This window comes from Agromyces sp. NPDC057679 (genome assembly GCF_042799635.1).
GTDB lineage: Bacteria > Actinomycetota > Actinomycetes > Actinomycetales > Microbacteriaceae > Agromyces.
The window spans coordinates 716,069-740,365 of sequence record NZ_JBHVIK010000002.1; the positions used below are offsets into that span (position 1 = coordinate 716,069).

Annotated in this window: 21 protein-coding genes; 16 read left to right on the forward strand and 5 right to left on the reverse strand. The window is 66.8% G+C overall.

Annotated elements, in window-relative coordinates; genetic code table 11:
* Positions 1–2 precede the first annotated feature (2 nt).
* Together ACFVAJ_RS10235 and ACFVAJ_RS10240 are read left to right on the forward strand one after the other, a co-directional pair.
* The gene (locus ACFVAJ_RS10235; protein ID WP_376943736.1) at positions 3–626 is read left to right on the forward strand and encodes a TetR/AcrR family transcriptional regulator; all 624 of its coding nucleotides are present in this window, start codon (positions 3–5) and stop codon (positions 624–626) included.
* Between the two features lie 318 nt (positions 627–944).
* Positions 945–2,111 carry an RtcB family protein gene (locus ACFVAJ_RS10240; RefSeq protein WP_376943738.1) on the forward strand — a complete coding sequence of 389 codons (1,167 nt, stop codon included), beginning with the start codon at positions 945–947 and terminating at the stop codon, positions 2,109–2,111.
* Positions 2,112–2,322: 211 nt separating this feature from the next.
* Here the strand turns inward: ACFVAJ_RS10240 and ACFVAJ_RS10245 are convergent, their stop codons facing one another.
* Positions 2,323–2,655 (reverse strand): hypothetical protein, encoded by a 333-nt coding sequence (locus tag ACFVAJ_RS10245; RefSeq protein WP_376943740.1) that lies wholly within the window; start codon positions 2,653–2,655, stop codon positions 2,323–2,325.
* Between the two features lie 359 nt (positions 2,656–3,014).
* Between ACFVAJ_RS10245 and ACFVAJ_RS10250 the strand changes: the two genes are divergently transcribed.
* From ACFVAJ_RS10250 to ACFVAJ_RS10265, 4 genes are all read left to right on the forward strand, one after another.
* Positions 3,015–4,853, forward strand: a complete 1,839-nt coding sequence (locus ACFVAJ_RS10250; protein ID WP_376943742.1) for a cell wall-binding repeat-containing protein — start codon at positions 3,015–3,017, stop codon at positions 4,851–4,853.
* A gap of 95 nt (positions 4,854–4,948) precedes the next feature.
* Entirely contained in the window at positions 4,949–6,313 is a 1,365-nt protein-coding gene (locus ACFVAJ_RS10255; RefSeq protein ID WP_376943744.1) for an MFS transporter, read from the forward strand.
* 93 nt (positions 6,314–6,406) lie between these two features.
* Positions 6,407–6,877: a pyridoxamine 5'-phosphate oxidase family protein gene (locus ACFVAJ_RS10260; RefSeq protein ID WP_376943746.1), complete on the forward strand. Its 471-nt coding sequence runs from the start codon at positions 6,407–6,409 to the stop codon at positions 6,875–6,877.
* Positions 6,878–7,142: 265 nt separating this feature from the next.
* Positions 7,143–8,495: a hypothetical protein gene (locus tag ACFVAJ_RS10265; protein ID WP_376943747.1), complete on the forward strand. Its 1,353-nt coding sequence runs from the start codon at positions 7,143–7,145 to the stop codon at positions 8,493–8,495.
* A 55-nt stretch (positions 8,496–8,550) separates the two neighbouring features.
* On the opposite strand, the gene ACFVAJ_RS10270 is transcribed toward ACFVAJ_RS10265, so the two are convergent.
* Entirely contained in the window at positions 8,551–8,877 is a 327-nt protein-coding gene (locus ACFVAJ_RS10270) for a hypothetical protein (RefSeq protein WP_376943749.1), read from the reverse strand.
* Positions 8,878–9,021: 144 nt separating this feature from the next.
* Here ACFVAJ_RS10270 and ACFVAJ_RS10275 point away from each other — a divergent pair, with 144 nt between their 5' ends.
* Entirely contained in the window at positions 9,022–10,278 is a 1,257-nt protein-coding gene (locus tag ACFVAJ_RS10275) for a hypothetical protein (protein WP_376943751.1), read from the forward strand.
* Positions 10,279–10,284: 6 nt separating this feature from the next.
* Here the strand turns inward: ACFVAJ_RS10275 and ACFVAJ_RS10280 are convergent, their stop codons facing one another.
* Entirely contained in the window at positions 10,285–11,403 is a 1,119-nt protein-coding gene (locus ACFVAJ_RS10280) for a DUF2510 domain-containing protein (protein ID WP_376943753.1), read from the reverse strand.
* 79 nt (positions 11,404–11,482) lie between these two features.
* Positions 11,483–12,295 carry a nuclease-related domain-containing protein gene (locus ACFVAJ_RS10285; RefSeq protein WP_376943755.1) on the reverse strand — a complete coding sequence of 271 codons (813 nt, stop codon included), beginning with the start codon at positions 12,293–12,295 and terminating at the stop codon, positions 11,483–11,485.
* Positions 12,296–12,500: 205 nt separating this feature from the next.
* Between ACFVAJ_RS10285 and ACFVAJ_RS10290 the strand changes: the two genes are divergently transcribed.
* The 6 genes from ACFVAJ_RS10290 to ACFVAJ_RS10315 all read left to right on the forward strand — a co-directional run bounded on the left by ACFVAJ_RS10290 (position 12,501) and on the right by ACFVAJ_RS10315 (position 18,181).
* A complete protein-coding gene (locus tag ACFVAJ_RS10290; RefSeq protein ID WP_376943757.1) occupies positions 12,501–13,424 on the forward strand; it encodes a DMT family transporter in 924 nt (307 codons plus the stop codon).
* 113 nt (positions 13,425–13,537) lie between these two features.
* Positions 13,538–13,750 carry a PLD nuclease N-terminal domain-containing protein gene (locus ACFVAJ_RS10295; protein ID WP_376943759.1) on the forward strand — a complete coding sequence of 71 codons (213 nt, stop codon included), beginning with the start codon at positions 13,538–13,540 and terminating at the stop codon, positions 13,748–13,750.
* A gap of 26 nt (positions 13,751–13,776) precedes the next feature.
* Positions 13,777–14,436 (forward strand): hypothetical protein, encoded by a 660-nt coding sequence (locus ACFVAJ_RS10300; RefSeq protein ID WP_376943761.1) that lies wholly within the window; start codon positions 13,777–13,779, stop codon positions 14,434–14,436.
* Between the two features lie 41 nt (positions 14,437–14,477).
* A complete protein-coding gene (locus tag ACFVAJ_RS10305; protein WP_376943763.1) occupies positions 14,478–14,798 on the forward strand; it encodes a nucleotide pyrophosphohydrolase in 321 nt (106 codons plus the stop codon).
* Positions 14,785–16,506 (forward strand): DNA/RNA helicase domain-containing protein, encoded by a 1,722-nt coding sequence (locus ACFVAJ_RS10310; protein WP_376943765.1) that lies wholly within the window; start codon positions 14,785–14,787, stop codon positions 16,504–16,506. Before ACFVAJ_RS10305 ends, ACFVAJ_RS10310 begins: the two co-directional genes overlap by 14 nt.
* Positions 16,507–16,879: 373 nt before the next feature.
* Entirely contained in the window at positions 16,880–18,181 is a 1,302-nt protein-coding gene (locus ACFVAJ_RS10315; RefSeq protein WP_376943767.1) for an FAD-binding oxidoreductase, read from the forward strand.
* A gap of 168 nt (positions 18,182–18,349) precedes the next feature.
* Here the strand turns inward: ACFVAJ_RS10315 and ACFVAJ_RS10320 are convergent, their stop codons facing one another.
* Positions 18,350–18,817 (reverse strand): very short patch repair endonuclease, encoded by a 468-nt coding sequence (locus tag ACFVAJ_RS10320; protein WP_376943769.1) that lies wholly within the window; start codon positions 18,815–18,817, stop codon positions 18,350–18,352.
* Between the two features lie 85 nt (positions 18,818–18,902).
* Here ACFVAJ_RS10320 and ACFVAJ_RS10325 point away from each other — a divergent pair, with 85 nt between their 5' ends.
* From ACFVAJ_RS10325 to ACFVAJ_RS10335, 3 genes are all read left to right on the forward strand, one after another.
* Positions 18,903–20,348, forward strand: coding sequence for a DNA cytosine methyltransferase (locus ACFVAJ_RS10325; protein ID WP_376943771.1), 1,446 nt, complete (start codon positions 18,903–18,905; stop codon positions 20,346–20,348).
* Positions 20,349–20,369: 21 nt separating this feature from the next.
* Positions 20,370–22,823: a hypothetical protein gene (locus ACFVAJ_RS10330; RefSeq protein WP_376943773.1), complete on the forward strand. Its 2,454-nt coding sequence runs from the start codon at positions 20,370–20,372 to the stop codon at positions 22,821–22,823.
* Between the two features lie 83 nt (positions 22,824–22,906).
* Positions 22,907–24,250, forward strand: a complete 1,344-nt coding sequence (locus ACFVAJ_RS10335) for a hypothetical protein (protein ID WP_376943775.1) — start codon at positions 22,907–22,909, stop codon at positions 24,248–24,250.
* The last annotated feature ends 47 nt before the right edge of the window (positions 24,251–24,297 follow it).

Consider the following 24,297-nt stretch of genomic DNA (forward strand, 5'->3'; position numbering starts at 1 on the left):
CCATGGCGCGACCCCGGAACCAGGCACAGCGTCGCAGCGAGCTCGTCGCGACCACCGCGAGGCTGCTCATCGAGAAGGGTGCGAACGGCGCTCGGCTCACCGATATCGCGGATGCCGCGGGGCTGACGCCCGCCTCCGTCTCGTACTACTACCCGAGCCTCGTCGACCTGTACGCCGAGACGTACGAAACGGCGGCCGTCGAGTACGTGACCGGTCGGCGCGAGCGCGTCGAGGCGTGCGACGGGCCGGTCGCGAAGCTCCGCGAGTGCCTGCGTCTCGGCATCCCGGTCGCGGGCGAGCCGTCGTTCGACGCGACCGTGCTGCTCATCGAGCTCGGCGCGCTGAGCACCCGCAACCACGACTTCGACGCGGCGGCCGATGAGTGCGAGCGGTCGCAGGTCGAGCTCTTCGAGCAGATCATCGTCGAAGGCCTCGACGTGGGGGTGTTCGCGCCCGAGTCGGACCCTCACCACATCGCCCGCGTGCTGCTCGCGATCGAGGACGGACTGGCCCTCTCGATCGTGCGAGGTGCGCTCGCGCCGAGCGACGCGCTCGACACCATCTCGCAGGCGGCCGGCGTGCTGCTCGGTAACTCGCTCTTGACCCCCGCCCCGAACCCTCGCTAGTGTTCCAAGGCTGCGCGAACCGCGCAGCATCCCCGGAATCTGGAATGGAGGCGGCCGTGGACGTGTATCTGCAGCGCACGAACAAGCCGACCTTCGTCGAGCCCATGAACGAGCCCGCCCAGCGCGGGTTCATCCGTGAACTCGACCAGCTTCTCGACCAGGCACCCTGACGCCCGCGACCATTCGCGAAACCGTCACCCCGTGCCGCTCGAGGCCCGGGGTGTTTCTCTGTCTGCGCGCGACGAGACCCTCGGGCCCGAGGACTCGCAACAGCGACGCCCGCACCCGCGGGCACGCGCAACCAGACAGGAAAGGATCATGGAGACTCTCTCCAAGCGGCTCGTCTCGTGGGCGAGCCTGCTCGACGAGCTGACCATCGAGCAGGCCCGCGTCTCGTCGACGATGCCGTTCATCTACCCGCACCTCGCGCTCATGCCCGACGCGCACCTCGGTCTCGGGGCCACGGTCGGCTCGGTCATCCCGACGCTCGGCGCGATCATCCCCGCGGCCGTGGGCGTCGACATCGGCTGCGGCATGATCGCGGTGCAGACGCAGTTCGAGGCATCCGAGCTGCCCGCCGACCGGCGGGAGGTGCGGGAGCAGATCGAGCGCGCCATCCCGCTCTCGGCGGGCAAGTACAACCGCAAGGTCGTCGCGACCGCTGAGCCGCGCATCGCCGAGCTCGAGGCCCTCGCCGAGGCGAAGGGCTTCGACCCGGCGAGGTACGCGGGCAACTGGCGCGAGCAGCTCGGCACGCTCGGCAGCGGCAACCACTTCATCGAGGTGTCGTTCGACGAGGCCGACCGGGTGTGGCTGTTCCTGCACTCGGGCAGCCGGGGTGTGGGCAACAGGATCGCGCAGCACCACATGAAGGTCGCCCAGCGGCTCGCGAAGCAGTGGTGGATCGAGCTGCCGAACCCCGACCTGGCGTACCTCGTCGAGGGCACGCCCGAGTTCACGCGGTACATCGCCGAGCTCAGGTGGGCGCAGCACTTCGCGCTACTCAACCGCGAGGAGATGATGGACCGGGTCATTCGGCAGGTCTCCGAGTGGGTGGGCACTCCGGTGGAGGAGCGGCAGCGCATCAACTGCCACCACAACTTCACCGAGAGCGAGGAGCACTTCGGCAAGCGGGTGTGGGTGTCGCGGAAAGGCGCGATCCAGGCCGACGTCGGTCGGCCGGGACTCATCCCGGGTTCGATGGGCACCGCGTCGTACGTGGTCGAGGGGCTCGGCGACAAGATGTCGCTGAACTCGTCGCCGCACGGCGCCGGCCGGGAGTACTCGCGGTCGAAGGCCAGGAAGACCTTCACGCACGAGCAGCTGCGTGAGGCGATGGTGGGCATCGAGTTCCGCGACACCGACGCGTTCATCGACGAGATCCCGCAGGCGTACAAGCCGATCGACCGGGTGATGGCCGACGCGGCCCCGCTCGTGAAGGTGCGGCACACGCTTCGGCAGATCGTGAACGTCAAGGGCGACTGAGGGGAGCGGGTCGAGGCGGCGCGCAGCGCCGTCTCGAGACCGTGGATGCCTCGGGCTGCGGCCCGCGCACAGGGGGAACTTGCGCGGGCCGCGGCCGAGGTATTCCTCTCGCACGCGTGTGGCGGAGTGGCCATGTGGTCGCGTCGGGTGTTGGCCATGTGGCGGTGTGGCCCACATTCGAGGGCGTGATACCCGCCGCGCTGCTGCGGCGCTACGAGTCTCGCGGCACCGGAACGAGTTTCGGCGTCTTGCGGATGACCCGCACGAGGTACGCCGCGTTCTCGAAGGCGATCTGCCCGGCGCAGGCGCCGCCGAGGGCGAAGCCGATCCAGGCGAACCACGCCGGAGTCGGTCGCGCGCGACCCACGGTCTCGAAGGGCCCGATCTGCTGAACCACCGCGTCGACGAGCAGCCAACCGCAGGCGATCGCGACGCCGAGGCAGACGAGCATCAGGATCGTGCTCACGACGACGACAGCGGGGCGCGTGCTCTCGGGGCGGAGTCGCCTGCGCAACCGACGGTTGCGGTCGCGACGGGTGCTCATGGAGGGAGTCTAGGTGCGCGGTGGGTCGACCCGGTGGCTCGGCTCGCGTACGTGATCGAGGGGCTCGGCGACACCGCTTCGCCCCGCGCGTGGGGATCTTGCGCGGCCGCGGCCGCGGCCGGGTGTTCCCCGCGGGCGCGTGTGGTCGTGTGGTCATGTGGTCGCGCGAGGTGTGGTCGTGTGGTCATGTGGTCTGCTGCTCACGAGCGAATGGCCCAACTCGGCGTCGGGCTGAGACTCCGCCCCAGTCCGGGGGTGAAAGACTGCCGACCGCGCCCCCAATCCGGGGGCTTCGCGGGGTTTCGGGCTGCGGCCGTGGCTACCGTTGAGGGTTCTGCCTCGTCGTGCCTGGAGTGGAATTGAACCGTCTCGTCATCGCCCTCATCGCCGCGCCTGCAGTCGCCCTCGCGGGCGCGCTCGCACCCATCTCGGCAGTGGCTGCGGCCCCCGGCGACACCGTGCTGCCGGCAACGCTGCTCGAAGAACTGACCGTGCTCGCACCGGCGACCGTGCAGTACAACCGCGACCTCTTCGCCGAGGGACTTGATGCCGATGGCGACGGCTGCCGAACCCGTCAGGAAGTGCTCATCGCCGAGAGCCGAGTGCCTGCGACCGTGTCGGGAGTCTGCACGGTCGAGAGCGGTGAATGGCTTTCGTCCTACGACAACTCGATCGTGACCGATCCGACGCTCCTCGAGATGGATCATGTGGTCGCCCTGAAGGAGGCGTGGGTCTCGGGCGCGCACGCGTGGACGAACGAACAGCGCGCGGACTTTGCCAACGATCTCGTCATCGACTCGGCGCTTCGGATGGTGACCTCCGCGACGAACCAGGCCAAGTCCGACAGCGACCCCGCCAAGTGGGTGCCGGCCAACACCGTCGTTCGGTGCGACTACGCGATCGCGTGGATCGAGGTCAAATACCGCTGGAATCTCTCGATCGACTCAGCCGAGAAGACCGCGACGCAGGGGCTCCTCGATTCGTACTGCGGCGGGATGACGATGATCGTGCCCCCAGTTCGCTCGGACGTCCCGACGCCCACGCCGCCGGTCACGCCGACGCCGACGCCCACGCCGACCCCGACGCCCACTCCTTCGGGCGGTGTGAACCCGCTGCCCGCCGGTGTGCACCGGCTCGCCGGCGCCGACCGATACGCGACGTCCGCTGCAATCGCGACGCGGTTCAAGCCCGGCGTCCCGGCCGTCTACGTGGCCTCGGGAGCGAACTATCCCGACGCCCTCTCGGCATCGGGCCTCGCTGGGTATCAGGACAGTCCGCTCCTGCTCGTCGCGAAGTCCGAGATCTCGTCGTCGGTGTGGAATCAACTCACCCGGCTGAAGCCGAAGCGCATCATCATCGCGGGCGGCACGGGGGTCGTGAGCAACGCTGTCGCGAAGAAGCTCGCGACGATCGCGCCGGTCGATCGGATCGCCGGTGCCGACCGCTACCAGACCAGCCGCGCGCTCGCGAAGGCCTCGCCCGCCCGGAGCGGGACGTCGTTCGTCGCGACCGGACGGGACTTCCCGGATGCCCTGTCAGCATCCGCCGCCGCAGCGAAGCAGGGTGGACCGGTGGTGCTTCTCGACGGCACGCGCGGTGCAGTCGACTCCGCGACGCGGGATGCGCTCAAGGCTGTCGGCACCAGCCGAGTGCGGATCGCCGGCGGCACGGGAGCGGTCAGCTCCGGCAGCCAGTCGTCGTTGCAGGGTCTCTTCACGGTGAACCGGCACGCCGGACCCGACCGCTACTCGACTGCGGTCGCGATCAACAAGGCGGTCTTCCCCAGCGCAAGCACCGTCTATCTCGCGGTCGGCACAGGGTATGCCGACGCCCTCTCGGGTGGGGCGCTCGCCGGCGCGACGGACGCGCCGCTGTTCCTCGTCCAGCGCACGTGCGTTCCGAAGGTCGTGCGTGATCAGATCCTCGCCCTCGATCCGTCGACAATCGTGCTGCTCGGCGGCACCGGCGTCATCTCGAACGCTGTCGGGTCGCTCACCGTCTGCTCCACGCCGACCGCACCGACGCCGCAGCCTCCCTCGAAGCCGCCGGTACCCGCTGACGTCGACTGCGGGGACTTCCTCACGTGGCGTGCAGCGCAGGACTGGTTCAACCGGTACTACCCGCACTACGGAGACATCGCCCGCCTCGACGCCGACAACGATCTCCTCGCCTGTGAGAGCCTCCCGGGAGCGCCGTAGCGAAAGCCCGTCTCACCGGTCATGAGCGGGGTCGACCACGTCGATTCCTGCTGACGGCGGCCGCCGTGTCGATCGCGCCGATCCCCGTTCGACGCATGAGTAGAAGCACCTGCTTCACGAAGCATCCGAACTCGGCAAGGAGCACGATCATGACCGCACCTCGGGCCCTCCGCCCCCTGCGCAACCCCGCCTACCGGTGGCTCGCCGCCGCACTCGTCGCGTCGATGGTCGGCGCGGGCATCTGGATGGTCGCCCTCGTCTGGCAGATCGTCGCGATCGGCGGGGGAGCGGCCGAGCTGTCGCTCGTCGCCGGGGCGTCAGCGATCGGGATGCTGCTGACCACGCTCCTCGGCGGCGCACTCGCCGATCGCATTCCGCAGCGACGCATCCTCATCACGGTCGAGGTCGTGCGTGCCGCGAGCGTCGGGGCGGTCGCCCTGCTCGCGCTCGCCGGAGCCCTCGACGTCTGGCACCTGGCCGTCGTCGCCTTCGTCGGCGGTGTGATGGCCGGCCTCTACTACCCGGCCTACTCGGCGCTGCTGCCGAGCGTCGTGCCCGAGGACGAGCTGCTCGCCGCCAACGGCTTCGAGGGCATGGCCCGCCCGGTGCTCATGCAGGCCGGCGGCCCGGCGCTTGCGAGCGCGCTCATCGCGATCTCGTCGCCCGGTGCGGCGCTCGCGGTGGCCGCGCTCACGGGAGTGGTCGCGGCGGTGTGCCTGCGGCGGGTTCCAGAGCAGCCCCTGCGCCGCGAGCCGGCGAGCGGAACGGGGCATCCGGCGGTGGCCCTGCTCGTCGACGTGCGCGACGGATTCGCCTACATGGTCCGCACGCCGTGGCTGCTCGGCACCCTGTCGTTCGCGTCGCTGCTGATCCTGCTCATCATGGGGCCGTTCGAGGTGCTGGTTCCGTTCGTCATCAAGGATGTCGCGGGCGCCGGCCCCGAGGGTCACGCGCTCGTGCTCGCCGCGTTCGGCGTCGGCGGCGCGGTCGGGTCGATGGTCGTGGCGTCCATGAGGCTGCCGCGCCGGTACCTGACCGCGATCGTGGTGCTGTGGGGCCTCGGTTGCCTCCCGCTCGCCGTCTTCGGACTGACCGACCAGCTGTGGGTGATGGCGCTCGCCGCGTTCGCCGTCGGCGCCGCGTTCAACGGCGGCGTCGTGATCTGGGGCACGCTGCTGCAGCGCCGGGTTCCGCCGGAGATGCTCGGACGCGTCTCGAGCCTCGACTTCTTCGTCTCGCTCGCGTTCATGCCGGTGTCGATGGCGATCGCCGGGCCCGCGGGCGAGCTCGTCGGACTGCCCGTCGTCTTCCTCATCGCCGGCATCGCTCCGCTCGTGATCGGCGTCGTCGCGATCGTCGCGGCTCGTATGCGCCGCGACGAGCTCGAGCACCCGCTGGATGTCGCGGAGTCGACTGAGGTCGAAGACGTGGATGCCTCGGCGGAGCCGCAGTTCGCGTGAGCGAGTTCTTCGCCGCGTCGGTCGAGTAGGCGCGCGGCGCCGTATCGAGACCACGAGCGCACCCCTTACGGCAGGCCCGAGGAGCTGATACCCATGAACATGCCCACCGACGCCGTGAACGCCGCACCGCTCGAAGCCGCCCGCCGCGTCATCGACGCGAACACCTACCTGACCCTCGCCACCGCCGACGCTGACGGACGCCCGTGGGCGACGCCGGTGTGGTTCGCCGAAGACGAGCTGCGCGTGTACTTCTGGGTCTCGCGCCTCGAGACCCGCCACTCGCAGAACATCGCCGCCCGCCCGGAGGTCGCGCTGGCCGTCTTCGACTCGACGGTCGCCGTCGGCAGCGCGATCGCCGTCTACGTCGAGGGCGTCGCCGACATCGTGCCCGACGCCGAGCTCGATGCCGCGCTCGCCGTGTACGACGGGCGATCGGTCGCGCAGGGTCTGCGCAGCTGGACTCGGGCCGACGTGACCGGGTCGGCGCCGTTCCGTCTCTTCCGCGCGACGGCGTCGCAGGTCTCCGTGCTCGACGAGCACGAGCGGCGGGTGCCGGTGCTCTAGGAGGCCTCCGCCACCTGGACACGACACCGTGTGGCTCGCATCGCTGGGGCGGAGGCATCCCTTCGACGGGGGTGTGGTCAAGTGGTCGTGTGGTCGGGCGAGGTGTGGTCATGTGGTCGCCCCCGCCAAGGAGACATGCCGCTGAGCGCTGACGGCTCGTGCAGCGTTCCCGCATGACACGACGCGGCACAGCGTTGGGCGGGTCAGCTGGCGCGAAGACCCACGCCCCCAGCACCCTTCACGCAGCGCCCGTAAGATCAACGGCATGGCTGGATTCTGGGGCAAGCGCAAGCGCGAAAATCTGGAACTGCAGGCTCAGGACGCAGATCTGGCGAAGCGGGCTGGCAGCGCGCTGGTCGCCGCAGACGAGCGGGTGCGCGTCACCACCGATGAGCTCGCCTTCGCCGATGCCGAACTCGGGCACGAGGCGACCGCCGAGCTGAGCGAGGGGCTCGCCGCGGTGCGCGAGCATCTCGGCGAGGCGTTCCGGCTGAACCAGCTGAACTACGACGAGATCCCCGACACCGCCGACGAGCTGCGCACGCGCAACGCACGCATTGTGCAGCTCTGCGAGTGGGCCGAAGACGTGCTCGACGAGCGCACCGCAGCGCTCGCCGACAAGATCGCGCGTGCGCGCCGGGCTCCCGAGATCATCGCGGGCGTGCGTGCCGATGCCGAACGTCTGCGCGCGCGCATCCCGCACGCGCGCGAGACCATCGCGCGGCTCGCCGCCCGCTACTCGCGCGAGGCGCTCGCGCAGGTCGAGGCCAACCCGGCCGAGGCCGAGCAGCTGCTCGGCTTCGCCGAACACGGTTCCTCCGTGGCCGAGCGGCGCCGTGAGGCGGGCCAGCGCGAGCAGGCCAACCTCGCACTCGAGGCGGCGACCGAATCGGTTCGTCGCGCGGCCGCACTGCTCGACGCCGTGGAGACGTTCGAGATCGAGGCGCTGCGCGCCGAGGCGACCCTCGCCGCGATCGTCGACGACTCGCGCGCCGACATCGTGGTCGCCATGAAGGAGCCCGCGACGCCCGGCGTCACGACCGCGATCGCGACCCTGCAGGGGGCGCTCGCCGCGCTTCCCGCGGCGGGCGTCAACACCGACCCGTTCAGCCAACTGAATCGCCTGCGTGAGGCGAACGCCGGTCTGGATGCCGCGATCGCAGCAGCTCGCGAACGCGCGGCCCGCCCGATTCCTCCACTCGAGCACGTGCACAACGCGATCGACGACGCCGACCGGCAGCTCGCGATCGCCCGCGACGTCATCGCCGGCCACCGCGGCTGGATCGGCGCCGACGCCCGCACCCGCCTGGCCGAGTCCGAGCGCATCCGGGCCGACCTCGACCACTTCCTCGGCGCGCCCGCAGCCGCCGTCACCGTCATCGACGAGGACCACCGCGAGCAGGCGATGGCCATGGCCCGCCGCGTCGCACAGCTCGCCGCCGCGGCGCTGCAGCTCGCCCAGCGCGACATCGACTCGTCCCGCCCGCAGGGCGGCCCCGGCCAGTGGGGCGACCCCGGCTGGGGCGGCGGTCGGCGCGGCAGCGGGAGCTCCGATGTCATGGGAGGCATCCTCGGCGGCCTCGTCATCGGCAGCATCCTCGACGGCTTCTTCGACTGACCTCGGCCGGTCGAGTAGCGAAGCGTATCGAGACCCGCGCGCCGCGCGGCCCCGCCTACGGCTCCCGCTTGACGGCCCGCCGCGCCGCCCGGTTGCGCGCGAGAACCGCGTACCCCCGGAACATCGCCGGCATGACCCAGTACGAGGCGATCGGAACGACGATGAGGGTGATCACGAGTGCCCGCAGCACCGGGTGCCAGCCCGTCAGCAGTGGTTCGGACAGCACGCCGATGATGGCGACGAGCGGGAAGATCGTGAGCCACACGATGAGCGCCGTGATGTGGATGCCGGGCCGAGGCGGCGGGGCGGGCGGCTCGTGCGGCTCGGGGCCCGGCTCAGGGTCCGGCGCGGTCGGGCCGTGCTCGGGTGGTGTGGTCGTCATCTCGACCTCCGCGATCGGGGCACGGCCGGAGCGGGTGGGAGGACGCGCGCGGCCGACTCCCGCATTCTCCTCCCGCGTCGCGGCCGCCGCCACGAACCCGACATTCCCGTAGCGGGTTCCGCGCGCCGATCGTAAAATCGCAGCATGACCGGGTTCCGGGTCAGGCGCCGACTCGGCGCGCACCAACTCGAGGCACACGACGCCGATCTGGCGAAGCGGGCCGGGGCGGCCCTGTTCGCCGCTGATGAGCGCATCCGCGTCGCCGCCGACGAGCTCGGCTTCGCCGAGGCCGAGCTGGGGGCCGGTGCGATCCAGCGGCTGAGCGAGACGCTCGCCGACGCGCGCGGACACCTGAGCACCGCGTTCCTCCTGAACCGGCTCAATCACGATGCGATGCCCGGCACGGCCGACGAGGTGCGTGCCCGATACGAGCGCATCGTGCAGCTGTGCGAATCGGCGGAGGACCTGCTCGATGAGCAGCTCGCCGCGATCACCGAGCGGATCGCTCACGCCCGGCGCGAACCCGAGTTCATCGCCGGTCTGCGAGCCGAGATCGAGCGTCAGCGCGCTCGCGTCCCGCTCGTCGAAGAAGCGATCGGATGCCTCGCCGCCCGCTATGCGCGGGAGGCGCTCATCACGGTCGAGGCCGATGCCGCCGAGGCCGAGCAACTCCTCGACTTCGCGGAGCACAGCCTGCGGGTGGCCGAGCGACGTCGCGCGGCGGGGGCGCGTGATCAGGCGCAGGCCGCGCTCGAGGCATCCGCTCAAGCTGTGCGTCGCGTCGCCGCGATCCTCGACGCCGTGGAGATCTTCGAGGTCGAAGCGCTGCGCGCCGAATCCGCCCTGGCTGCGATCGTCGAGGAGTCTCGTCGGCACCTCGCCGTGGCGCTCGAGGCGCCGCCCTCACGCGGCGTCGCGACCGCGATCGGCGAACTGCGGGCAGCCCTCGCGGGCCTCCCGCCCGGCGTCAACACCGACCCGTTCGCCCACCTGAGCCGGATGCGCACGGCGCACGCGGCGTTGGAGTCGGCGATGGCGGCGGCCCGCGAGCGCGCGATGATGCCGAGCCCGCCCGTCGACCAGGTGAGCCCGGCAATCGAGGCCGCCGACCGGAAGCTCGACGTCGCCCGCGACGCGATCGCCCGCAATCCGGGCCGCATCGGCGCCGAGGCCATGAAGGCGCTGGCCGAGTCCGAGCGCATCCGCATCGACCTCGGCCACTACCTCAGCAGCCCCGCGGTGACTGTCTCCGTGACCGACCAGGATCACCAGGCGCAGGTGGTGGCCATGGCCCGGCGTGCCGCGTTCCTCGCGAGCGAGGCCCTGTTCTTGGCGCGGCGCGACATCGAGGCATCCCGACACCACGGACTCGGCCGCGGGGCGATGTCGGCGGTCTCGTGACTCCGGTTACGGCGTGTTCGTGAAGACCACGGCTGGGTAGAGGAAGCTCGGCGCCGCTTCGAGCGTGAGCGAAGTCGGGTCGTCGATCGACCAGGCGGCCCGCCAACTGACCGATGCGCCCGGCTCGAGCGTCTCGGCCGGAGGAAAGCCGACGTCATCGCCCGTTGCGAAGACGTCGCTGCCGACGTCGAAGATCTGGCTCACCTCCTGATCGCCCGCAGTGACGGTCGGCAGGGGCAGGAGCGCCACGTCCTGCGTCGAGCCATTGGTGATCGTGAGGGTGAACACGACGCTGTTCGCCCGCGTCGCACCGACCGCGAGATCGCTCGGCGCGTACGGCTCGGGTGCCGAGACGGTGAGCGCGACACCGTCGTCCCAGGTCATCGTCTCGCCGAAGGCGAGGTCGACCTGCCCGGGGATCTCGAGCTGCTCGGGTGCGGGCTCCGTGCCTGGGTCGTCGGGCGCGGGTTGTGGAAGCGAGGGCGCATCGGGAAGCGGATCCTCGATTCCGCCGAACACGGTGCCGAGCGACCCGATCAGCGCCGTAACGAGCATCACGAGCCCGACGATCGCGGCGATGATGGACACGACGAGCCCGATGACCGCCGGCCACTTCGCGGCGCGCAGAAACAGGCCGATCAGGGAGAGCACGAACGCGGCGGACACGACGACCCACATGAGCCCGCTCACGGCGGGGGTGAATGCGAGCGCGAGCCCCACGACCGCAGCGACGAGGGCGATGATGCCCACGAAGTTCTGGCCGGGCTTCGAGGGTTCGGTGAACGGATGCCCCGGCAGGGGTGTCAGGGGAACGGCACCGTATTCCTGAGTCGCTGCATCGGGGTTCGTGGCGGTCGCCGCGACGGGCACAGTGGGCGTGGAACCCCAACCCGCGGCATCTTGCCCCTGCGAACCCCAGACGAACGGAATCGTCGGGCTGTCGTCGCCGGTCGGCAGCACCGCGGTCACGGCCGTCACGGTCGCTGGCTCGGCGTCGAGTTGCGCCGTCGGCGCGGTCTCCGAACCCGCCGCGACGTACTGCGTCCAGGCGGCGCCGTCCCAGTACCGCCGTGCGCCGGACCCGTCTTCGTACCACCCGGCGGGCACCCGCATCGGGTCGCTCATACCTCGATGGTACGAGCGCGGGTGCGCGAAGGCACGTCGCGCACCAAGGACAGCGTGCGGCTGCGCGCGAGCCTGAGGTTCAGGTCAGGGCCGACATCACCGACGCCCACGCCGCGAGTGCCGCGAACGGCAGGGCGGCGAGGACCGCGAGCAGAGCGGCGATCGCCCACCCTCGGCGACGCGTGCGGGCACCGTCGACCTCGCGACGCAGCCTGTCGAACGCCGCGACGTCGGCGGGTTCCAGCGCCGGCGCATCGTGCCAGGTCGATGGTCTCGACGCGGCATCCGCAAGTCGCTCGATCGCATCGGGCGGCACCACCGCCGGGAGTGTGCACAACCATCTGACCAGATCGCGCTCGCGCAGCACGAAGATCGTCGCTGGGCGCTCGCGCACCGTGATGCGGCGGGCGCCGACGATCACGATGACCGGCGCGACGTCGATAAGCGCGTGCGCCGCGACCGACAGGCGTTGCGACGCCCGCTTCGCCTCGAAGCTCGCGCTGCGCAGGTGGTCGGTGCGCTGTCCGTTGACGAGCAGGCGCTTCGAGCCGATCCAGATGTCGCGGCCCTCGTGGTGCTTCGTGTTGATCGTGAAGACACCGGGCGGGCCGATGACGACGTGGTCGATGTCGCTCGATCCGCGACCGACGGGCACCGAGTGGAACACCCGCCACGCGGGCCCGAGCGCCTCGAGTCGCCGGGCGACGTCGAGTTCGCCGAGCGCGCCGAGGTACCAGGGTTCAGATTCGGCGCTCAGCGGCGTGCGCCCGAAGAGTCGTGCCGCCGCGGAACGGGGCGGAGCGACCATCTGCGCACGCAGGCATTCGGTGATCACAGATGCCGCGGCTGCGCGATCGGCGAGCGTCGACGTTTCGGGCTGGGTCGAGGTCACGGTGGGTTCGCACTCCTGACGTTGCGTCGTTGCACGGTCGGCGGGCCGCTCGGGCAGCGGCTTGATCTCCGACCGTATTGGTCGGCGGTGCCGTCGCGTGAGCCCCCGTTCGCGTGTGAAATGCCGAACGAGGTTGGCGCGATCTCGCGCTGATTCGACGGTCTGGCGGGGGTCGCCGACCCCCGCCCGGCGCCAGAATGATCAGGTGACTCGCCGCGGACTGCTCCTCTTCATCGCGCTCGGAATCGCCTGGGGCATCCCATATCTCTTCATCAAGGTCGCCGTGTCGGAGCTCGACCCGGGCATGGTCGTGCTCGCGCGCTCGGGCCTCGCGGCGATCCTGCTGCTGCCGCTCGCGATCTTCCGCCACGAGGTCGGCCCGGTGCTGCGCCGCTGGAAGCCGATGCTCGCGTACACCCTCGTCGAGATCGTGCTGCCCTGGTACTTCCTGAGCTCGGCCGAGCAGACACTGCCGAGCTCGACCGCCGGACTGCTGCTCGCCGCCGTGCCGCTCGCGGGCGTCGCCATTGCCTTCCTCATGGGGCGCCCCGAGCGCCTCTCGGGCACGAACTGGATCGGCATCGCCCTCGGCATGCTCGGCGTCGCCGCGCTCGTCGGCTTGGATGTCGCGGGCTCCGACCTGTTCGCGGTTGCCCAGATGGCCGTGGTCGTCGTCGGCTACGCGCTCGGCCCGGCGATCCTCGCACGCTGGATGCCCGACCTGCCCGGCATCGGCATCGTCGCCGTCTCGCTCGCAGGTGCCGCCGTCGCCTATGTGCCGTTCGTGCTGTTGACCGGCGGCGTGCCGATGGCGTGGCCGTCACCGCCCGTCATCGTCTCTGTGATCGTGCTCGCGGTGATCTGCAGCGCGCTCGCCTTCTTGCTCATGGTCGGCCTCATCGCCGAGATCGGCCCGGTCAAAGCGACCACGATCACGTACGTGAACCCGGCCGTCGCGATCATCGCGGGCGTCGTCGTGCTGGGGGAGCGGGTCACCGTGTGGACGATCGTCGGGTTCGTGCTCGTTCTGGCCGGGTCGTACCTTGTGACGAAGCACGCCGCTGAGCGAGTTGACGGTGTTGAGCGGGTTGAGGAGCGACGTCGGAGCGTCTCGAAATCCCCATCCTGAGCCGGTCGAGCAGACGCGAAGCGCCATGTCGAACTAACCCCTGACGGGAAGCCCCCCGAACGTGGGCCTCTGGCCAGCTCCCCGATACATCGCGGTCACAATATGGTCGTGCCATGAGTGGAACGCTTCTCATCGTTGGCATCGCTTGGCTGCTGTTGTTTTTCATCGTGGCTGCGCAGGTCGCCCGTGCTCGGATCGACGATACGGCGAAGGCCGTGTGGATGCTCGCCGTCATGCTCGTGCCGCTCTTCGGCGCCCTTGGCTGGTGGATGGTCGGGAAGCCAGTCAAGAATCAACGCCCGACCTTCACAGGTTCGATGAAGTGACGCGGGCGATCGGAACCTGAACACACATGGATGCAACGAACTGGACCGACGCTTTGATCGCGATCGGGGGCATTGCGACTCCGATTGTGGTGGCAATATTCGGTTTCGTCATCGCGCACAGGCAATCGAGAAGCAAGCTTCTGCAGGAAGCAAGGTTCGAGTACTACAAACAGCTTGCGCCCGATCTGAATCGGCTCATGTGCTACATCACATTCATTGGTCGCTGGCGTGATGAGTCGCCGATCGACATCGTTGAACTGAAGCGGCGGCTCGACTCCAACTTCCATGTCGCGGTGCCTCTGTTCAGCAAGGAGGTCTCTGACGCGTACCGCAAGCTGCTGGACCTCAGCTTTGCCACGTTCGGTTACTGGGGGCGCGACGCTCGAATCCGGAGTAGCGCGTATCGCCGTCGGCAGAGCTGGATTCGCCAAGATGTCGCGTGGAAGCCGACGTGGGACGAGCTTTTCGCGATTCAGGATGCCGAAGTCATCACCGGCGAGTCGCTGACCGCATACCGACATGCCTACGACGACTTGATCTCCAAGCTCGTAGCCGACCTCAGCATCACCCGTGCTCGCCAGGAGTACACGACGGCCAATGTCTCCTACAACGCGGGTGCGCCTGCCTTTGCTGACATCGTCGGGAAGTCGGGCGCACGGTCGGATGGTGATTCCGAGCCAAGGTGAGTGTCGCCATGTTCCTTCGGCCCGCGGTGTACGCTCCGACCGTGGCCGATCAACGGGTAGTGCGCGAGCTGAGGGCGTTCGTCGACGAGCGAGATTGGGCGCAGTTCCACTCGCCCGAGAACCTCGCGAAGAGCATCAGCATCGAGGCGGCTGAGCTCCTCGAGTGCTTCCAATGGGGGTCGGATGCCTCGGCCGAACGTGTCACCGAAGAACTCGCCGACGTGCTGACGTACTGCCTGTTGCTCGCCGACAAGCTCGGCGTCGATGCCGACCAGATTGTGCTCGACAAGCTCGAGCAGACACGGCGCAAGTACCCGGCCGACCGGTCCCGCGGGCGGAGCACGAAGTATGACCAGCTTTAGGATCGAGCACTTCCCGTTCACCAGGCCCGCGATTAAGTCGTGGGCCGAACCCGACGGTCGTCACGCGAACTGGCCGGTCGTGTACACGCTAAGCAGCAACCGCGAGATTTACGTCGGCGAGACCCTGAACGCGATCGGCCGGCTTCGCCAGCACATTGATTCCGACGCGAAGCATCATCTCCAGGCCGCGCGCATCGTCATCGACGAGACGTTCAACAAGTCGGTGTGCCTCGACCTTGAGTCATACCTGATCCGGCTGTTCGCGGGCGACGGCAAGTACACGGTCGTGAACCGCAACGAGGGCATCACGAACGCCGACTACTTCGACCGGGTGCGGTACCGCGCGACGTTCGACGAGATCTTCGAGCAGCTTCGCGCCGCGGGAATGTTCACTCGCGATATCCCCGACATCGAAAACGACGACCTATTCAAGCTGTCTCCGTTCAAGGCCCTGAACCCCGAGCAGGCGGTCGTCATGGAGGGGATTCTCGAGGGCCTGTTCGACGACCTCGACACGGGGCGCCGTGGGACGATCGTCGTGCAGGGCGACCCCGGCACGGGCAAGACGATCGTGGGCATCTTTCTCATGAAGTTGCTCCGCGACATCGAGCACGCCGATCTCGACGACCGCACCGAGAACGACTCGCTCTTCTCCGACTTCTTCACGCCCGGCTACGTCGAGAAGCTGAAGGACTTCAAGATCGGCATCGTCATTCCGCAGCAGGCGCTGCGCAAGTCGGTGCAGAAGGTCTTCGCGAAGACGCCGCAGCTCGAGCGCGCGATGGTGCTGACGCCGTTCGAGGTCGGTGAGCGCGATGGGGAGTTCGACCTTCTCGTGGTCGACGAGGCGCACCGGCTCAATCAGCGTGCGAACCAGGCGTCAGGCGGGCTCAACAAGAAGTTCCCCGCGATCAACGAGAAGCTGTTCGGAGCCGACGACCTTACGAAGACGCAGCTCGACTGGATCCGTGCGAAGAGCCGCCATCAGGTGCTACTGCTCGACGAGGCGCAGAGCGTGCGTCCGGCCGACCTGCCCAGCCGGGTCGTCGGCCCCCTCGTGAGGGAGGTCAAGGAACAGGGCCGCTTCTACCCGCTCGCTTCGCAGATGCGCGTCGCGGGCGGCGCCGACTACATCGACTTCATTCGCCGGATGCTTCGGGCCGAAGTCACCGAACCACACGAGTTCACCGGCTACGACCTGAGATTGTTTGAGGACCTCCGCCAGATGCACGAGGCGGTCCGCTCGCGCGACGAAGAGCATGGGCTGGCGCGCCTGGCGGCCGGCTACGCGTGGGAGTGGAAGAGCAAGAGGGATGCCTCGGCGGCAGACATCTCGATCGATGGCGTCGAACTGCAGTGGAACAGCACCCTGACCGACTGGGTCAACTCGCCGGGAGCGCTCGAAGAGGTCGGGTCGATCCACACCCTGCAGGGCTACGACCTGAACTATGCCGGCGTGATCATCGGCTCAGACTTGCGCCTTGACCCGGCGACCGGCCGCGTCGTCGCCGACCTCGACTCCTACTTCGACAAGAAGGGCAAGGAGGCGAACCCTAAGCTCGGCCTCACCTACGGTGTAGACGACATGCTGCAGTTCATCGTCAACATCTACTCGGTGCTGCTCACGAGGGGTATGCGCGGAACATACGTTTATGTCTGCGATCCGGCGCTCAGGGAGTATGTCCGCGGAGTGCTCGGCCGAGGGTGAGGCCAACTTTGTCTCGGTTGTTGTTGTGTCGACGGAGGCGGCCGCAGGTAGCGGACGAGCAACCACGGATTCGCAGGTGTTCGTCGATTCAACGTCGTTCGGTCGGCCTGTGCCACGGGACGCACGCAGAGAGCTAGTCTCCGTCGCCCGCCCCGTCGAGATCGCTCGCCTCAGCCGCCGACCGCTCCCAATCTTCGACCACCGACGCGGTCGTGCCGCCGGGTGATTCCGCGGCGCGCAGGCTCGTCGCCTTGAGCGCCCGCTGAACGCGAAGTCGATCGGCGTCTTTACCAGCCCTTCCTCGCAGAGCTCGCCCTTGACACCGGCGCCCGTCCGCGGCATCCTCGGGCGCGGAGCGAACGGGGGAGATCGCATGAAGACGCTCGAACCAGGTGACGACGGCTACGACGACGCGCGGCGCGTCTGGAACGCGATGATCGACCGCAGACCCAGGTACATCTTCGCCTGCTCGAGCGCCGAGGAGGTCGCCGAGGCGATCCGCTTCGCGCGGGCGAACGACCTCGAGATCGGTGTGCGCTGCGGCGGGCACAGCATCGTCGGTCACGCAGTGCCCGACGGCGGGCTGATGATCGACCTGCGCCCGATGGGTTCCGTCGAGGTGGATGCCTCGACTCGCCGAGCTCGCGTGCAGGGCGGTGCGCTGCTCGGCGCACTCGACCGGGCGGCGCAGGCGCACGGCCTCGCGACGACCGCAGGCAACGTGTCGCACACCGGAGTCGGTGGCCTCGCGCTCGGCGGCGGCATGGGCTGGCTCGCCCGGCAGCACGGCCTCACCTGTGACAACGTCGTCTCGTTCGAGGTTGTGACCGCCGACGGCGAGATCCTGCGCGTCGACCGCGACAACCATCCCGACCTCTTCTGGGCGCTCCGCGGTGGCGGCGGCAACTTCGGCGTCGTGACCGAGTTCGAGTTGGTGCTGCACCCCGAGGCCGGCGACGTGCTCTCGGTCGAGTACCTCTACCCCGTGGCATCCGGCGCTGCAGCGATGCGTCGCTGGCGCGACGAGAGCAACCGAGCCGACCGGCGCGCGACCTACAACGCGACCATCTCGGACGGCACACTGTCGCTCGGCTTCGTCTGGGTCGGCGACCCGGTCGACGGCGAGGCCGCGGCGGCCGCGCTCGCGACGAGTCTCGCCGAGGTCGACGCCGGTTTCGAGCGCGTGATCGTGCCGATGACGTACCTCGAGCTGCAGACCCGCGAAGACGACCTCGAGGCGCACGAGTGGCGCCGCTACTGGAAGGGTCACTACTTCAGCGATCTGAGCGACGACATAATCGACGCGTTGCTCGCCCGCGACGGCGACGACCTGCCGAATGCGAGCCTGCAGGCGTATGGGGGAGCGATCGCCGATGTGGCGGCCGGGGAGACTGCGTTCTCGCGGAGGGATACGGCGTTCGAGTTCGTGTGTGCGTCGAAGTGGATTGACCCGGCGAGCGACGAGTCCTGGATCGCGGGCGCACGCCGGTACGCCGCTGCGATGGAGTCGTTCGCGAGTGGCGCGTATGTCAACGCGCTCTCGGATGAAGGCTCAGCTGGCGTGCACCGTGCGTACGCGCCCGAGTACCTCGAGCTGCTGGCCCAGGTGAAGGTCACGTACGATCCCGCGAACGTGTTCCACCTGAACCAGAACATCCATCCTTCGGTGGAATAGGTGTGCGTGTGTGTGGTCCTTTGAAGTAGCCGCACTGACCCGGAAATGAACCCGCAGCGGTTTCGGCCCGGGAGAGGAACAGGCGTCCTTGATACCGCGATCCGCTTGCTCAGTGTCCAGACCCGCGCACGGTTGAGACTGCAGGGCGCTGCGTTGTGATCGGGAGCCTCAGTCAGTTTCGTGCGGGGTCTGTGCGTCGGAGCTCTTAGGTCTCAACCGCGCGCATAGGAAGGCTTCAATTTCATCAAGGACCTCGTCACGCGTCGACTTGCGTCGGATGTCGCTTTCCCAAACGCGTAGGACACTCCAACCAAGTCCCACTAGCGTGGCATCCACTTCCCGGTCGCGTGCCATGTTGCGTAGAAGTTTGCGCGACCAACCGCTCTCCTTTCCGTACCGCGCGATTACCCGCTCTATCTCTCTGCCGTGCCAGAAATCCCCGTCAATGAAGACCGCGAGTTTTTTCCTCGGACGCGCTAGATCGGGCGAGCCAACAACCCGCGAGTAATGCCGCTGGAAGTAGATCCCGCGCCTTCGCATCTCGCGAAACACGATTGTCTCCGGGGCCGTGTTCGTCGAGCGAATACGGCGCATGAGATCGGATCTGGCGCCGGGATCCATCAGAAGGTTCGGCATGCTCCGACCCTACGACTGAATGGGGGTGGTCTAGGCAATACTTTGATTACCGAACTACTTGCTACTAAATGATCGTTGAGGACGCTTGTACACGTATGTAGACCTATTCGCGGGGTGCGGCGGCCTTTCACTTGGCATCGAGCGCTCAGGTGGCGAGTTGGCCCTCGCAGTTGAGAAGTCGGACATGGCTTCGCTCACATTCTTTGCGAACTTCATTGACCCGACGGTAACGGGCGAAGGTTGGCGAGCCCACCTCGAATCCGAGGTTAACTCGCAAGTTGCTCGTCGGCTCGCAGTCCGGCCGCTGCGTGAAGTTCTTGATGATGTTCGATCAATGGAACTGATCGGGCAGAAGAATGTCGACGTCGTCGTTGGTGGACCACCGTGCCAGGGATTTTCGCTTGCAGGACGCAGGAATCCGGCCGATGTGCGCAACAAGCTCCCGTGGGAGTACCTGGAGTTTGTCGACCGTGTAAGTCCAAAGGTCGTTGTCATCGAGAACGTGGTCGGTATGAACCACAGGTTTTCGCCCGACGAAGATACCCCATTCGCTCAGCTCCAGCAGGCGCTTGCGGAGACTGGGTTGGGATACGAGGTTCAAGGCGTATCTGTCAATGCGATTCACTATGGAGCACCCCAAAATCGCCCTCGTCTGTTGATCATCGGTGTGCGGCGAGACGTTGCCGAAAGTCGTTCACTCCATGGCACGGGTGCTCTGTGGACATCAGCATTTCTCGACGAACTTGTCGGTGCGGTGCCGCCGATGGCGCCCTACCCGACTGTGACGAGAAGCGAATCTCCGACCGTCGCCGATGCCATCGGTGATCTCCAAATGACTGCTCCTCGGAGCGACTCGAAGCGCGCTCACGCGTTCAGGGCCGAGGTTCGATCGCGTTCGGCTTGGGGGTTGCCTGCATCCACTCACCCAGCCGGCGCACCGCTGGAAAATCAGACACATCGTAAGCACTCCGACGTGACACAGTCACGTTTCCGTCTCTACCAGTGGCTTCGAGCAAACGGGCTGTCGCCACGGGTGGTGAACTCCCTGACATCGAACAAAGTAACTGCGCAACTCAACCTCCCGAAGAGTGCCCTCCCAGCCATTGCGCCCGATGGAACCGTGCTCGCGAAGGACGAGGATGATCTGCTTCGCCTGATTGAGCGTCTTCAAACGAGAAAGCACAGCCAGAAGGCGCTCGCATGGGATGAGCCGGCGCGGACGGTCGTGACTCTGCCGGATGATTACGTGCACCCGAGCGAGGCCCGTATCCTGACCGTCCGTGAAATGGCGCGTCTTCAGGGATTTCCCGATGATTTTGTCTTTCTTGGAAAAGAGACGACTGGCTCTCTTCGCAGGAGGTTCGAGGTCCCGCAGTACTCGCAGGTTGGCAACGCGGTCTCGCCTTTTCTGGCCAAAGCTGTGGGGGAGATGATTCGCGGGCTTCTCCCGCCAATTGGCGAATCGGAGAGCGCGTTGGATCCGGCGATCGATGTGGCTCTTCCCAGTTCGCAGGTGGCCGCAGTTGCGTGATACCCAACGAAGGGGGTTGCTATGCGATTCAGTGACGAAGAACGAGCCAACATCGACTTCTTGGTCGGAAGCGGGCTCGACTACTCAGTAATTGAGCTGACGCAAACAGGGCTAACGAAAGCAACCCTAGACGCGACTGCCAATGTTCGTGACTTTCTGCTGAGGGCCTCGATTCATGATTATCGGGCGCAATCCCAGGGCCCCGACCACAAGCGCACCCTTAGCGCAACATTGGTTCACCCCGACGGGAGGCGCACGCGTTCGAGGGTGACGCTGTTTCGGCCGCAGAGCGGTAATGGCGACCCTCGAATTTGGCTCTCTGGTCTCCGTGAGCTGTGCAGCGCGGGTGAGAAGTGCGTCCTGCTCGAGGACGAAGGTGGCCTACTTGTGTTGAACCTCACGAGCGACGACTTCCGCAGCAACGGCAATCGAATCAACGCCAAGTCGATGACACATGGTGAACGCGTCGACGATTACTGGGGGGCTTATGAACGACTTTGGGAGCGCGCAACCGGGGGCAAGGATGTTGCCGCGCGACCCGAATCTCAATCATCAGAATGGCCGAGCGTAGCCCGCGCACCCGGCGTTGATGCCGCGTGGCAATGGCTCGCAGCTGGCGTCAAAGGCGATGCGCCGCCTCGAATGGTGTTTCTTGTCGGAGGCCCCGGGGCTGGAAAATCTCACGCTGCTGCCGCGATAGTTGCGGAATTGCACGTACAACACCGTGCGGAGGCTCGGCTCGCGGAGAGATCGTATGACTACGAGTTGGGGCCTGCGCGGCTCACCGTAGTTAATGACGCGACGATTCGCAGCGATTCGCACGAGTCCTTGGCCCTTTCAGGCGACATCGACACCGCCGTTGAGCGCGGCTCCAACTTGCTTGCGTGTGTAAATCGAGGGGTCCTAGTTGAAGAAGTCTCGCAGGGGCGTGGATCAACCCAGATCGCCGGGGCTGGGCAGATCGTTGTGGACTGGCTCCACCGCGATGGCGCGCAGGGAGAGGTGAGTTCCTTCGCATCTGGCGACTGGGAGATCCAAAGTAGCGCCGGAGAGGCATACATCCAGTGCGGCCGCCTCCTTCGATCCTCAGAGCCGGTCGCAGATATGGTGATGGTCTTTGTGGACGTTTGTTCGTTGTTCGAGTCCACGCCGACCGTTGTGATTCAGGATCGACCCGCTGATCACGTAACAGTCCAGGCAGATCCGTATAACATCGGCGATTTCGGGAATCCCGTCGCACGGCTGGATTCATCAGCAGGCGAACTGCTGGGCTCGATGCTCGATGCACTAGGCGCGAATGGTCTTGTCCGTGAGGATCCCCAATTCTTGAATCCGTTCTTGGCGAACAAGCTCTCCCTCTCCAATGCGTCGGTTCGCGCGGGCGCGCTCAACGTCCTGCGCGCGGCCGAGATTGTCTCCGGGCAGCGGTTCACATTCCGTGAAGTGTGGGGTGCAGCAGCACGACTTGTTGTTGCTGACGCCCCTGAGCGCGTTCCGAGCCATGAAGCTCAGAACTACCTAGCCTCGCTTCAGCCGCGTTCTCGTCAGCCACTGGATCGATTCGGCGAGGTCCGCGAACTGGCGGAAATACGATTCTCACAGGCACTCTTCGGCGCCGCCGGAATTTGGAAAGGCGGTGCAAGAGACGCTATCCGCAATCCCGTGACGAGGCTCACATCGCTGGCCGATCCGGTGCGAGATCCTGACCCTGGCGAATTCACCCCCCACGAACCGAAATCAGGCTGGGCCACGCCAGTCGCCGAAGCTTTCAGCGGCCTCGCCGCTTCCGGTTCTCCCCTAGAGATTCTGCTGAGTGCTGTCAGCTCAGATGATGCCGTGCGGGACGCAATCACCGCGTTCGATTGGTCCGTCGATAGCGCGTTCGTTGACGCCATCCGATCGGACTCTATTTCGGACCCGGAGAGGTTCGAGTGCATTGGGTGGTACGGCGCGTATTTGACGCGACTCTACGCGGTCGCGAATGGCATTCCAGCCTTCCGGCGAGAAATTTCGGCATGGACGGAAACCTGGCATCTCTCACCCGCTGTGCCTTCGCACGTTGCGAGTCACCTGCGAACGCTTCTTCGGCCAAAGAAGTCCGGGGGGCTCGACGCAACGTCGCTGATTCCCGTGTTCGAGAGCCGGACCTATCCAATTGTCGGCGACGTAGAGACACCTCGTCTGGCGCTTAGGTCTGGAGACTTTGAGATCGAAACAGCGCGGTCGGGCGAACGTTTGGTGCTTAGCATCCTTGAACGAGGAAACGTGGTTTCGAGTATTGCGCTCGATTTTCCGTTGGTTCGCGAGGCAATGTCGTGCATCGGGAACACCGTGGGAATCACGGATGTGTCGGATGACGTTTCTCCACGTCTGGAGCGCTTCCGATCGAAGCGGCTCGTGCCGTCTCAGGTGCAATCGGGCCAAGACTACGTCGTGCTTTCGGGAGCGCGGCTCGCTACTTTGCAGGTCGGATGATCATGGGATCGTCGTACCGTCCGGTCCTGTTGGACCTGCCGCGGCCCCAGTATCTTCCCTCACCGGAGGCGCTCATTACTTCGATGGCTTGGAGGCTCTTCGAGGCAGAGACGCCGGATCCGGCACCACCGAAAGCGGTTGGCCTTCGCTATCGTTCAACGGATCGAGCGACAGGAACGCTCGTATACGTCGGGACCGAACCTCGGACAGACGCAGCTAGAGCAGAATTCGGGCAGGCCCTCTTGAGGGCCGGTGTGCGCGCCGAGCGGAGCGTTGAGCCCACACTCGCCGAGGCAGTTGCTAATAGCGTTGCGGGTGTTCGTGCAGAGAAGGGCGGCTCTCAGTCAGCAAGCCCGCTAACACCTGCGCTCGCGCTTCTTCAGAACCTAAGAGGTCTGCAGGGTGCGAAGAATCCGCCCGATTTCGCCGAGATCATTGAGCGCATGTACATCCTCGGGGGAGGTCGCGCTGAGGATCGGAGCGCCGCAGAAATGTGGCTGCAGGCGTCCGAACTGAGGATGCATCTCGATCCCCTGCTCGCATCAATCGATCGAGCAATCGACGAGCAGCTGGTTGTCGGTAGGCGGGTGCGACGCCCGATACCCGAGATCGCCCGGAAACAAGATGACCATCTGTTCCTGGCCGGAACGCCATTCTCATGGTTTCGGCGTTCGTGGGATCTTCTGTGCGATCGAGTGTGGGTCGAGGCGCTGCCCGCACGCGTTTGGGTCGACTGGGCGACAACTCTTCTCCGCCTCGCTGTTGGGCTTGGATTTCTCTGGGAGTCATCTTGGAACGAGTCGCTCGCTCGAAGAGTGGTCAGTCCAGGTGGCGAGCGCATCACGCAGGTCGACGTCCTGAGGGGAATGGACACTGTATTGCCGTGGCGGTCGTCGCGCTTGGGCGTGCAAGGACGGGACATCGCGGGTCTACTAAACCGACGAATAGCGCGGTCCGAGCTCGTGAGACGAGCGGTCATGGCATGGCATGACGACCTATCGGTTGTGGATGGGCAGGTCTTCGATTCCATTGCTCCGCAGATGCGAGAGGACTCGAATCTCCGGCAGCAACTGGGCGAAGCTCTTATTGGACGTGACTCGAACAGCGCCAGCAACGTTCGGGAGGCTGTTCGGTACGCTCTTCGAGTTCGAGAAGCAGCGGGCCCTTTCGCCGACTACTACGGCGTGCTTCGTCAGAACGGCCGCTACCTGACCGTCGATCCCGGCACCGAGTGGATCGCAGTCGTGGCAAGTCTTGCGTGCGGTGTACCTGGCGCGACTACCGACGTGGCTGCGATCGCACGAGATCTGGATGAGATGGGCCTTCGGCCCGAACTAAACGATCTGGTTGCGCTGCTTGAGAGAGCGGGGCTGGCCCGCGGTAGTGCGGACGCTGATCAGGGTGTCGTCGTGGAAAGCGCGTTCTAGTGGGGGGCGTTGTGGTGGGTCGTGGTGACGTTGGAGCCGATGTGCTG